The following is a 12,871-nucleotide window of genomic DNA, read 5'->3' on the forward strand; positions in this document are numbered from 1 at the left end:
AATGGCGGCGATGATCCTCATGACGAAGAATTTACGCCCATGAGTTGCATACGCTGGTGTTAAGTCGCTTGCGAGAGATCCAACAACTCCCGAATGGCCACACTGTACATGCTGAATTCCGGGTCGGTGGTGGCCAGAATTTCGCGCACAATGCGTAACCATCGATCAACCAACAAGCGATGCTTTTCACTCCATTCGGTAAGCAGTTCCGACAACGGCTGCTTGCCTTGAATGTTTAGCACGCTCTGCGTGAGACGCTGTTGTTGCCACTCCAGATCATCGCGCAGCGCTTCTCGGGCCATGGCTTGCCAATGGGTACCGACGGACAAATTATTTAGCTGCCCCGCGAACTGGTTCAGCGACAGTTTTTCACCCAAGGTAAAGAAGGCTTCGGCCACCTGATTCACGGGAACCGAGAGGTCATTGGCCACGCCAATGATGCCCAGCGCATGATATAGGTGATCGCACACCGCTACCTGTTGCGCCAACGCCAACTCGACCCCCGCGGCTTGATACTCCTTCACCGCGTCGGAAAAGTTCTGCCCCATTTCCCCATGTAAGAACTTCGGTATATCGGCGGCAAACTGTGCCACCGGTTCCTTATAACGTTTAACCACCGCGGCGACATCAAAGCTTAAACGGTTGGCTTTGATCAGCGCCCGTGTTGCCCGCCGCACCATACGAGCGCTGCGCGCCATCATACTCTGCTGTAATTGGCCGTTCACCTTATAGTCTAAGGCTTCAATGCGCGACCATAGCCCCTTCAGGTCAAAAATATCACGCGCGGCGATGTAGGCACGGGCAATGTCCAATTCACTTGCCCCTGTGCTCTCGCTCAGTCGGTGTACAAAATTGATACCCATGTGGTTGAACAAATCGTTAGCGACTTGAGTCGCCACGATTTCATTGCGCAGCCGATGGTTCTTGATGTGTTTGCCGAATTCTTTCACCAAACTGGCCGGAAACGCATGTTGCACTTCGTTGACCAAATACGGATCTTCACCCGCTTTTTGCTTGATTAAGGCTTCTTTCAAGTCGCCCTTGCTGTAGCTGATCAAGATCGACAGCTCAGGCAGCACCAAGCCTTTGCCGTTGGCTTTACGATCTGAAATCATTTCATCGTCGGGCAGATATTCCAATGACCGATTCAGTTTCCCGGCCGCTTCAAATGCATTGATCTGCCGGCGGTATTCTTCAATTCGATGGGCTGCCTCACGCGCCGCCAAACTGATCGCTTGCGTTTGTTTGTAGTTGTTCGCCAGTACTTGATCACCGACCTCTTCGGTCATCTTTAGCATCCATTGATTGCGATGCTTGCTGGTCAGATCACCACTTTTCACCAATTCATCCAACAGGATTTTGATGTTTACTTCGTGGTCCGAACAATCCACCCCACCGGCGTTATCGATAAAGTCCGTATAACAGCGTCCACCTTTCAAGCCGAACTCAACACGTGCTAACTGAGTGAAACCCAGGTTACCGCCCTCGCCAATAACTTTGCAGCGCAGATCTTTGGCATCGACCCGCAACGCATCGTTGGCCTTATCGCCAACATCCGCATGGCTTTCAGAGCTGGCTTTCGCATAGGTGCCGATTCCGCCATTCCACAGCAAATCCACCGGTGCTTTCAGAATATGACTGATCAATTCGGTTGGGGGCATCTGGTCTTTGTTGACCTGAAGAAGCTTCTTCACCTCCGGCGACAACTTAATGGACTTCGCGTTGCGGTTAAAAATGCCACCGCCTTTGGAAATCAATTTAGCGTCGTAGTCTTCCCAAGAGGAGCGTGGCAGATCAAACAAGCGTTGCCGTTCGGCAAACGATTTCGCCGCATCGGGATCCGGATCGAGGAAAATGTGCATGTGGTTAAAGGCAGCAACCAGCTTGACGCTTTGCGAACGCAGCAGACCGTTGCCGAAAACATCACCCGCCATATCACCGATACCCACCACGGTAATGGGCTCTTTTTGCACATTAATGCCCATCTCGCGGAAGTGACGTTGTACGCTTACCCATGCACCACGAGCGGTAATGCCCATTTTTTTGTGGTCGTAGCCGTTCGAGCCACCGGAAGCAAAGGCATCACCCAGCCAGAAATCGTATTTTCCAGCCACTTCATTGGCGATATCTGAGAAGGTCGCCGTTCCTTTGTCAGCCGCTACTACCAAATAGGTGTCATCAGGGTCGTGCCGCACCACATTCACCGGCGGAACGACTTCCCCTTGGACCAGATTGTCGGTGATGTCCAGCAAGCCTTGAATGAAGGTTTTGTAACAAGCGATACCTTCCTGCAGCATGGCATCGCGGTCACCGCTGGTTGGCAGTTGTTTTGCCACAAAGCCACCTTTGGCGCCCACCGGCACAATGACAGCGTTCTTCACCTGCTGCGCTTTAACCAAGCCCAACACCTCGGTGCGGAAATCCTCAATTCGGTCAGACCAGCGCAAACCGCCCCGCGCCACCTTACCGCCACGCAAGTGAACACCCTCTACCCGTGGCGAATAGACGAAAATCTCAAACTTCGGCCGGGGTAATGGCATATCGTTGATTTTGCTGGGGTCCAACTTAAAGCTGAGGTACGACTTACGCAGTTTCGGCCCTTCTTCTTGGTAGAAGTTGGTGCGCAAGGTCGCCAAGATTAATTCCATATATTTGCGCAGAATACGGTCTTCGTTCAGGTTTTGTACCAGTTCGAGGCCTTCTTCCATCTTAGCGACGTACTTTTCTTGCAGCTCTACGCGTTTCTTACGCACCGGATTAAAGCGCGCCGAAAACAGGAAGGTCAGGGTTTCCGTCATGCGAGTGTGTTGGATCAACGTATTGGCAATGTACTCCTGGCTGAAGCCAAAACGAATTTGCTTCATGTAGCGCGCATAGGCCCGCAGCATCGCTACTTCGCGCCAGGTGAGCTTAGAACCCAAGATCATTTGGTTGTAGAGATCGTTCTCGGCGCGGCCGTACCAGATGTTGATGAATGCATCGTTGAACACATCGCGCAAGCTGGCGGGGTCTAACTCAGGATTCGCTTCATAGAGCAGAGAGAAGTCGTACACGTAAACCACACGGCCATCGGTGCGATGTATCTCGTAAGGAATCTCTTCTACCACGCGCAAGCCTAAGTTTTCCAACACCGGCACCAAGTCCGACAACATCAGCTCGGTTTTTTCATGGAAAATCTTGAGCTTCAAGCTACTGCCAGACGGTTCCTGACTCAGATAAAAACTCAGCGTGAGCTGATTTTCAGGGTCGTTGAATAGGGACTCCATGCGTTGCACATCGGCCACGGCAACCCGTGCCGAGTAGGTTTCACGATAGGACGATGGAAAGGCATTCCGATAGGCGGCATGCAGCTCTACACCGCGCTCTTCACCCACCGTTTCGATCAATGATGCTTGCAGTTCATCGGTCCAGTTACGGGCTAAGGCGATGACCTGCTGTTCAACTTCCGCAACATTAATGCTGTGTTTGAGCGGTTCGGCCAATTTGAAGACATAACGAATGCGTGCCAGTACCGATTCACTCAAATAGTTAGTGAAATCGGACCCTTCGACATTCATGTGTTCCGCCAGCACATCATGAATCTGCATGCGGATTTCGGTATTGAAGATTTCCCGTGGTAAATAGACCAACGCGGTGACGAATTTGCCGTACACATCCTCACGTACAAACACGCGAATCTGCTTACGCTCCTGAATGGACAATACCGTGCGGGTCGTTGCCAGCAGCTCATCCACCGAAGATTGAATCAACTCATCACGCGGGAAAGTGTGCAGAATCTGCGCTAACTCTTTGTAGTTATGGCTGCGCTGGACAAAATTTGAAGCGGCTAGAACCGTATCAATCTTCTTCCGGATAATGGGAATTGAACGCGGCGAATCGTTGTACACCGATGAGGTATATAACCCCAAGAAGCGCCGTCCACCGATAACATTACCCTTTTCATCAAAACGGTGAATCACCACATAGTCGCTATATGCCGGGCGATGCACAGAGGCCCGAGAACCGGACTTGGCAAAACTGATGATCCGTGGATCCTTCACCGCCGCCGTCAATTGCGCACCCATTTCTTCTATGGGTTCTGCCTTTGCCATACGTGGCTTGCGGAACAGGCCGCGAGAGGAATCAGCAATGGGCTTGATCGCACCCTTCTCGACCTCAAATTCGTCATAACCTAAGAAGGTAAAGTGGTCATTGATCCACCAATCCACAAATACATTGGCTTCATCGATATCGGCTTTCGTGAACCCCGCCTTGGCCAAGTTCTTGAATTCATCTTGTGCCGCCTTGGCAGCGCTGGTGATGGCCTCAAAGTCGTCCACCACCATTTGCACGTCGGCAATAACGTTTTGCAATTCCCGTTCGATTTCCCGGCGCTGTTTGGCGTCCGAGCGATGATCTATTTCAAAATACATCATCAATTCATTATGGGCCGACGCGTCTTCCGATAAGGCTTGTAACTCGCCGGCTTTGGTCCGCGTGGAACAATAATTTGCGTGGAACAAATTATGAATATTCACCCCTAAGCGATTTAACGCCATCCGAACGGAATCCACCGTAAACGGAATATCACGCGTTAATATCACGACGGACGTATGTGAGCTCTGCCATTCATGCTCTTCGACATTGGGATTAAATACTTGCACCTTGGCGGAACTGCCATCCCATTTGTCGATATGTCGCCATAAACTGACCGTTAGACCAGCCAGATCGGTCATTTCATAGAACTGCAAATCCATCAATGACGCATGATCATATATGCAGTGAATAAAATGCGCTAATGGCGCTTTTTTATTATCCGGCACATGGGGTTGTAAGCGTTCAGTTAATTCTTTGATCAGGTTTTTTTGTGCAGTCGATCTGCTGGTAGCCATCGGGCAGTGGTCCTTGGTTGTTATAAAAATAAGACCTCTATAATTTAGCCTACTGATGAATATTCGCCAATGCCTGAACCCTATTTGTCGCAAATTTTGTTGTTATTGACGTAATCGCCAAAGAAGCGCTGCCTTCCATCTGTTTTCCAAGACGTTGCAGGGAAATCAACTGAACAATTGGATGAAAAATTGGGGTAAACACTCTACCGATCGGTTGATCGAACATTGACAGTACACAAAATTCCGGCAAAGAATGCCCCACGACTTTTTAGTACCCTATCATCATGAGCAGCAAACAACGTTTCCAAGAGCTTCAACACTACCTTTCCAGTCAAGTACTAGGGCAGACCGACCTCGTCGACGCGCTCCTGATCAGTTTACTCACGGACGGCCATCTCCTAATCGAGGGAACGCCCGGCTTAGCAAAAACTCGCGCGGTAAAAGCCCTGGCAAAGGGTATTCAAGCGGAGTTTCAACGCATTCAGTTTACCCCGGACCTGATTCCCAGCGATGTGACCGGTTCGGAAATTTACCGCCCTGACGTGCAACAATTCGAGTTTCAAAGCGGCCCTGTATTCGCCAATCTGGTTTTGGCGGACGAAATCAACCGTTCTCCGGCCAAGGTGCAATCCGCATTGTTGGAAGCGATGTCCGAGCGACAGGTCTCGATCGGTCGAACCACACGGGCTCTACCCGAGTTATTTATGGTTATTGCGACGCAAAACCCCTTAGAGCAGGAAGGCACCTATCCGCTGCCGGAAGCCCAATTAGACCGCTTTTTAATGTTGGTGAAGCTCGATTTTCCCGATGTCGAAACCGAACGGCAAATTTTGCGCCTGACGCGTGGCGGTGATGCCATTCGCCCGCCGACCGACTGGGTACCTCTTGCGCCCGCGGATGTGCTTTTAGCCAGAGAAGCGGTCAATGCGGTGCATGTGGCACCTGCCATAGAAGACTACTTGGTTCATCTGGCCGATGCTACACGCCGACCCGCGGCCTACGATGCTGAACTGGCGGAATGGCTGCAAACCGGTGTTAGCCCTCGTGCTACCATCGCGCTGGAACACGTCAGCCGGGCGTTGGCGTGGCTAAACGGCCAGGACTTTGTTTCACCTGATTTGGTGCGGCGTGCGCTGCCTTGGGTCTACCCACACCGGTTAACATTAAATTATCGTGCGTTGGCCAAGGGGCTATCCACGGACGATGTGATTGACCGGCTTTTGCACTGTGTTGCGGTTAGCTGACGATGTTGCAGGGCGTTTCCGTTTCACTGGCTGACCTTGCATCGCTGCGCGGTGCCGCAGCGCAGTCTTGGCGCGGTCTGGCACAGCAGTTGGGTGCGCACGAAAGCCGCCTGCTGGGTCAGGGCATGCACATGCGTGAAATTCGTCCCTATCAACCTGGGGATGACATTCGCCACATTCATTGGCGAGCCTCCGCGCGCGCTCAGGGTACGTATTCCAAGGTGTATGATGTGGAACATGAATTGCCGTGGATGTTGTTGATTGCCCTAACCCCGAGTATGTTTTTTGGCAGTCGAACCGCATTTAAATCCGTGCGTGCCCTGGATGCCGCAGCGCGCATAGCTTGGGCCCGCCATGCCCAGCATGATTCGGTCGGTAGCTTGCTGTTAACGGCGCAACAGCATCGCTGGCACGCACCGACACGCATGGCCTCCGGTCTTTTGCGGCAACTGGATGAATGGGCCAGTAGCAGTACACTGACCAGTGAACATCCATTATCGGTCGGACATTTTCGCCAGTGTATGGGCGAGCTGCCGCGCTACATTAAACGCCAGCAGGCAACTGTGGTCATTGCGGATTTCCTGCCACACTATCCATGGCGGGAATGGATTCAGGCCATGCAAGGTATTCCGACGACATTTTTGCAAATCACGGACGCGTTGGAGACATCCCTACCGAGCCAAGGCGTTTTTCCAGCGATGAGTGGTGGCCGGGTGCATTGGTTAACCGGCAGCGCGCAAGCGCAAGCAAGATACGGTGCCAGTCGACAGGCGTGGTTCCAACAATTGCGTGACCAGTTGGACCCACAACGCCATCGCTGGGTGACGCTGGACACGCAACAAGACCCCGACCACTGGCAATGGTTGATGCAGGATCAGTCGCATGACCGACGCTGAATTGTTGGCGCAACTCGCGCCACCCCTTGCACCCACTGCCCCATCATGGTGGCCTTTGGCCATGGGCTGGTGGGTGCTGATCTCCTTAATATTTTTACTGTTGGCCATCGGCTTATGGCGGCTGGGTACACGCTGGCCGTGGTGGCGTTGGCCCAAAGTCTGGCGTGCCAGAAAGCGCTTCTTGGCCGCCCTGCCCACGCCGCTCCAGCCCGGTCATGCACTGAACCAATGGATTCGCGTGTTGGGCCGCGAGGGAATGAACCTGCCCACGACGTTATCAACCCGAGAGTTTGTGCAAGCGCTGAATCAACACCGTGCAACACCCTTACCGGATGACTTAACGACGGTGATGGATGCGGCGTACCAACCTCGTCCTGATAACATGTCTTTGGCGACACCATTACCCCAATTGATGCGTACTTTATGCCATACCTGCCTGACCTTACATTCGCCTGGCCTTGGCTGATTGTTTTACTGCCCGTGATTTGGGCCGTACAACGCTGGGTGCCCAGTCAACCGCCCGCGGCGCTTTATGTGCCACACGCCTTGCTTTGGCGACGAGCGGCGCAACAGACTAGCCGATCTTCTTATGGTGTACGCAGACTATTGGGGTTAGTGGCTTGGACGGCGTTCGTGTTGGCGGTGATGCGCCCGACCCTCCCAGGCCCTAGCGTTGCGCAACCCTTAAGCGGACGGCAGATGATGTTGATCATCGATTTATCGCAAAGCATGAGCATTGCCGATATGACCCTTAATGACCGGCGCGCCAATCGACTGGATGTGCTGAAAACAGTCTTACGCGAGTTCATTGACCGCCGCACGGGCGATCAAATCGGCCTGACGGTCTTCGGCTCCGAAGCTTATCTGGTACTGCCGGTGTCACCGGATTTGCGTATGGTGCAAACCGTAGTACTGGACATGCACATTGGCATGGCAGGCGCACGCACCGCCATGGGGGATGGTTTAGGTATCGGTCTGGCGCACTTGATTGATAACCCGACTGAAGGTGATCGGACCGTCATTCTGTTGTCTGACGGCGCTCAAAATGAGGGCAACATCCAACCCGCCGACGCGGCACAATGGGCTGCGGACAACCAGATTAGGCTGTACACCATTGGTTTTGGGGCAACACTGTCCGGCACCGGTTTGTTCAACGATCTGCCGCGCGCCGCCACGGCAGATATCGACGAACCAACGCTTATTGCACTGGCCGAAGCCACGGGTGGTCAGTATTTTCGCGCCGAGTCCACCCAGCAGCTACAGGACATATACCGAACGATAGACCGTTTGGAACCCGCGTTAGGGGCGAGTCAATACCTGTCGCCACGTATTGAATTGTTCTATTGGCCAGCCGCATTTGGCCTAGTGTTGATGGCCATCAGCCAGCTCCTGTCACACGGAATACCGAGACCCACCACTGCAACCCCTTCGGCCGCGACGGAGAAGAAAACATGACGCTGTTACGTCCTGAGTGGTTGATCTTATGGCTACCGCTGGCCTTTCTGTTACTGCGCGAGCACAAACGATCACTGACCGGCTGGCAGGAATGGGTCGATGCTCCACTGCTGCAAGCCCTTACGCGGCAATCACCCGTTCCATGGCCGCGCCTGCAAACCTATGCGCCGTGGGCAGGACTTTTCACCTTAATCCTCGCCCTCGCTGGCCCGGCAACGGAGCGTGTGTTACCCACTTTCAGTCTCGAGCGTCCGGTGATCGTCGTATTGGATCAGTCCATCAGCATGGGCAGTACCGATATCGCCCCCAGTCGCCATGTGCGCGCCCAGCAGAAAGTTCAGGACTGGCTTCAGTTGCATCCCAGCCGCCCGGTAGGCTTAATCGTATATTCGGGCACCGCCCATGTTGTATCCCCGATCACCACCGATCAGCGCGCCATTTTAGGCTTTTTGCAACAAACGGATCCGTTCATCATGCCAGCCTTTGGTAGCCAACCCGTTGCGGCCATGAATTTGGCCCTGCAACTCTTGGGTGATGAGCCGGGGGATATTCTATGGTTCACCGATGACTTAACGCCCCAACAGGCGCAACGGCTTCCGAGCTTGAGCAGCGAACAACAACTGGGGATGATTGTGGTCGGGACCCGAGTTGGCGCGCCCATTAACCTGCCGAACGGCAACCGACTGCAATTGGATAACGGCGAATTGTTAATTCCCAGCGTCGATACGACAGCTATATCACAATGGGTGAACTCGCAACCGAATGCCCGCTGGGCGGCAGTATCCATTGATGATTACGATTTACAAAGCGTGCTGCCTGCGGTTTTCAATCCGTCCAGCGCATCGGCTGGAGAACGTCGCCAATGGCACGACTGGGGGCCTTGGCTGGTGTTGCTGGCTTTGCCGGGGCTAGCCCTTTGGTGGCGGCGCGGAGCCTTGTTTACCTTGTGCTTTGCGGTCGCGTTCATCACAGCACCGCAGGCCGAAGCACAAGGTTGGCGAGATTGGTTTCGTAATGCCGACGCGCAGGGGCTGGCACGCTTAAAAACAGACCCACAAGCCGCCTATGAACGCTTCCAAGACCCACAGTGGAAAGCCTACGCCGCGTTACAGGGCCAAGCGTACCCGGAGGCACAAGCGATACTCAACGCGGACGACACCGCCTTAGGGCACTATAACCGTGGGCATGCCTTGGTCAACCAAGGAGAATTTGAGGCTGCGCTCGCCGCGTTTGAAGCCGCACTCTCGGTACAATCAGATTTCGCCGAAGCCGAGCATAACCGCGCGCTGCTTGAGCAATTTTTACAGCAAGAACCGCCGCAAGACGAGCCGCCGCAAGATGAACCGCAGCAAAATGAGCCGCCTGAATCCGATTCCGATGCGTCCGAGCAGGACGAATCCAACACGGGCAATGATTCGTCCGACGGTGCTGACGGTGACCGCGGGACGAACGGCCAAACCGGCGAGAATACCGATTCCATTCCACCACGCAGCAGTGCTGACCCGGCGGACAGACCCAGCTCACCCGCGCAGACACCCGAATCACCCAGCCCGGGAGCCGAGCAAAATGTACCGTCGTCTGGCGAATTGCCCAGTGCATTGGACGAACAAATTAGGCGTCAACTGCCAACCCCGCAACAACCTTATCTGCAGCGTCGGTTCCGTTTCGAATACGAAATTGACCCGAATCAGTACGACTCAGGAGGTCCGTTGTGGTGAATGGATATCGACCTCTGCCTAGCCTAATGCTATGGCTGTTGTGCGTGACGCTGGCCTGGCTAACCAGCAGCGGACTTGCGCAGGCCCAAGCCCTCGCCAGCGTCAACAAAACAACGGTACTGGAAGGCGAAACCCTGGTATTGCGCGTGCGCACCCGTGCCGACGTACTGGAGTTGGATAGTCAACCGCTGCGGGCGGACTTTCGAATTTTGCGCCAAGCGCAAATGAGTTCATCGACGCTGTTTAACAATACACGGAATACCTTTATTGAATGGGAACTGGAGCTGGCACCTCGCCGCACCGGACAATTAGTGATACCGGCACTGGCTTTGGGCAATGAAAATACCCGCCCCATTCCCATTCAAGTCATCCCCATGACCAATGCGCAGCGTCGAGGTTTAGCGCAACAAGTGCGCATCGATGTCGCCATAGAAGACGATGATTTGTACGTGGGGGAAACGACCAAGGTTACGCTAACCTTATTTTATACCGTGAACGTTAATGGCACCTTTGCCGACATTCGACCGGAGGGCGCTGAATGGGAACCGGTGGGCGAACGACAAAATGGCATGCGCCGTTTGGATGATGGCAATGATTATCGCTACACCGCCTTTACCTATCTATACACCCCCACGCAACCCGGGAACCTCGTACTCCCCGAAATAGAATTCAACGGTCAAATTCGCCAAAGCTCTTGGGCGGCGGCACAAGTCATTTCCGGTTTGCGGAGCGCGCCCATCGACATCACGGCACGGGATATACCGGCGGAATTTCCCGCCGGGGCCATCTGGCTGCCCGCCACCGATGTGACCCTAACCGAGCAGTGGAGTGACCCTTCAACATCAGCCTCGGTAGGCGATCAGCAGGTGCGGACCACTTCACTGTTGGCGGTCGGTCCAGCGGCCCATCAATTGCCCAAAATGCAACAATCCGAGCCTCAGGGTAGCGCTTCGCGTTCAAGTGTCCGGATCTACCCGGAAGCGCCCATACTCGACGAAACAATAACCTCCGCCATGACCCGGCAAAGTACGCGCACCGAACGCCAAGCCCACTTATTTACGCAAAATGGCACCGTTACCTTGCCTGCTATTCGCGTGCCTTGGTGGGATGTCACCCGCGACGAATTGCGTTGGGCTAGCTTACCGGCACGTACCCTGACCATCAGTGGCGCGCCTGCTCCCGCTCTGCCAGGCGCTGCTGTGACGCCGCAAGTTGCGCCAGCCGAACCCAATGTGGCGCCGTCAGAGACAGAAACCGAGACTGGAACAACAGACATAAACTGGCGCTATTGGCTATTTTTGCTGTGTTCAGCGCTCATCGGCTTTGCCGTGTGGCGAGGCTTAAACCGCTCGACATCTTCGGAAACCGAAGCTGGACCGCACACCGTGAAGCCAACCAAGAAGGCACAGTTAAACACCACGCGCGGTGGCGAACAGAAGTCGGCGGGGTCTGAGTCGGTGTCGTTACAGAGTGCTCAACAACACGCATTGGCGCACAATTGGTCGCCTTTGCTGCGTACGCTCAACGGCGTATTCGCTGATTCCGGCTGGCCAGACTGTGCACAGGTAGCGCGCCATTGGGGTGTTCCGGAACAGGCCGATGACTTGGCCAAGGCGTTCATGGCCACACAAGCCTTGCTGTACGGTGCTACTGACGCCATCACCGATGATGACGCAAGCAAATTAAGCACCGAATGGCAAAGGTTGTTGGCGCGTTGGCCAAAGCGCCCTCGGCAGCACGAAGCTAAACCGTCGACTCCGCCCCAGCTTTACCCGCGATAATGGCCGCACGAGCAATACGGTTTAACGCCGCACTGGCGGCAACCATACCGAAAGTGGCCGTCACCGTCATCGCTGCGCCAAAACCACCGGCGCAATTCATTCGCGTTCCGCCTCCCAAGTGCTTGGTGGCACAGACGCTGCCATCGGGCTGGGGATACACCAAGGGCTCGTCGGAATACACGCATGGGACACTCATTGACTTGCCGCCTTTGGCATAGCCGTAACGTTTGCGCAGTTCGCTGCGCACGCGAGCCGCGAGAGGATCCTGAACCGCCTTCGCCAGATCCGCTTGGCGAATCCGTGTGGGATCGAGTTGCCCACCCGCACCCCCAGTCATCACAAACGGGATGCGCTGACGGCGGCAATACTGAATCAACTCGACTTTCACCCGCACACTGTCGATGGCATCCACCACAAACGTCATGTCTGCCAAGCCTTGATCTGCCACATTGTCTGCCGAGATGAAACACTGTTTGGCGTGCACCACGATGTCCGGATTAATATCACGGCAGCGGTCGGCTAAAACATCCACCTTAAACTGGCCCAACGTACTGCTCAAGGTGTGCGCTTGCCGATTGGTGTTGGACACACATACGTCGTCCAAATCAAACAGGGTGAGCGTTCCCACCCCGCTCCGTGCCAAGGCTTCCACCGTCCAGGAGCCGACGCCCCCAACACCGATCACCGCCACATGCGCCTGCCGGAACGCAGCCAAGGCCGCTTGCCCGTACAACCGTGCCACACCATCAAATCTGTCTTCGTAACCGAGCATTTTATCCGCATACCTTTTCTGCACACCCGGCGTGACTTTATGGATCGGCCAGTAACCGGGCGCAGGGTTGATTTGTTCAGTATCGAACGGCATGCTGCGGGTTTGCCAAATCTCAAGAGACCAAACCTGATGCA

At 54.5% G+C, this 12,871-nt stretch carries 8 protein-coding genes; 6 read left to right on the plus strand and 2 right to left on the minus strand.

Going from position 1 to position 12,871, the window contains the following annotated elements; all coding sequences use genetic code 11:
• Positions 1–59 precede the first annotated feature (59 nt).
• Positions 60–4,871, minus strand: coding sequence for an NAD-glutamate dehydrogenase (locus ACFOSD_RS09815; RefSeq protein WP_380695988.1), 4,812 nt, complete (start codon positions 4,869–4,871; stop codon positions 60–62).
• Positions 4,872–5,155: 284 nt separating this feature from the next.
• On the opposite strand from ACFOSD_RS09815, the gene ACFOSD_RS09820 reads away from it, so the two are divergent.
• The 6 genes from ACFOSD_RS09820 to ACFOSD_RS09845 are packed head-to-tail and all read left to right on the plus strand — an operon-like array spanning position 5,156 to position 11,965.
• Positions 5,156–6,115 (plus strand): AAA family ATPase, encoded by a 960-nt coding sequence (locus ACFOSD_RS09820; RefSeq protein ID WP_380695990.1) that lies wholly within the window; start codon positions 5,156–5,158, stop codon positions 6,113–6,115.
• Positions 6,116–6,117: 2 nt separating this feature from the next.
• A complete protein-coding gene (locus ACFOSD_RS09825; RefSeq protein WP_380695991.1) occupies positions 6,118–7,011 on the plus strand; it encodes a DUF58 domain-containing protein in 894 nt (297 codons plus the stop codon).
• Entirely contained in the window at positions 6,998–7,477 is a 480-nt protein-coding gene (locus ACFOSD_RS09830) for a DUF4381 domain-containing protein (protein ID WP_380695993.1), read from the plus strand. The genes ACFOSD_RS09825 and ACFOSD_RS09830 overlap by 14 nt, the downstream gene beginning before the upstream one ends.
• Entirely contained in the window at positions 7,435–8,466 is a 1,032-nt protein-coding gene (locus tag ACFOSD_RS09835) for a VWA domain-containing protein (protein WP_380695995.1), read from the plus strand. The genes ACFOSD_RS09830 and ACFOSD_RS09835 overlap by 43 nt, the downstream gene beginning before the upstream one ends.
• A complete protein-coding gene (locus tag ACFOSD_RS09840; RefSeq protein WP_380695997.1) occupies positions 8,463–10,184 on the plus strand; it encodes a VWA domain-containing protein in 1,722 nt (573 codons plus the stop codon). The genes ACFOSD_RS09835 and ACFOSD_RS09840 overlap by 4 nt, the downstream gene beginning before the upstream one ends.
• Positions 10,178–11,965 (plus strand): BatD family protein, encoded by a 1,788-nt coding sequence (locus ACFOSD_RS09845; protein WP_380695999.1) that lies wholly within the window; start codon positions 10,178–10,180, stop codon positions 11,963–11,965. The genes ACFOSD_RS09840 and ACFOSD_RS09845 overlap by 7 nt, the downstream gene beginning before the upstream one ends.
• Here ACFOSD_RS09845 and tcdA read toward each other — a convergent pair.
• Entirely contained in the window at positions 11,928–12,830 is a 903-nt protein-coding gene (tcdA, locus tag ACFOSD_RS09850; protein WP_380696001.1) for a tRNA cyclic N6-threonylcarbamoyladenosine(37) synthase TcdA, read from the minus strand. The two genes, ACFOSD_RS09845 and tcdA, sit on opposite strands and share 38 nt — an antisense overlap.
• Between the last annotated feature and the right edge of the window lie 41 nt (positions 12,831–12,871).

The organism is Salinispirillum marinum (genome assembly GCF_042650105.1).
GTDB classification, from domain to species: domain Bacteria; phylum Pseudomonadota; class Gammaproteobacteria; order Pseudomonadales; family Natronospirillaceae; genus Salinispirillum; species Salinispirillum marinum.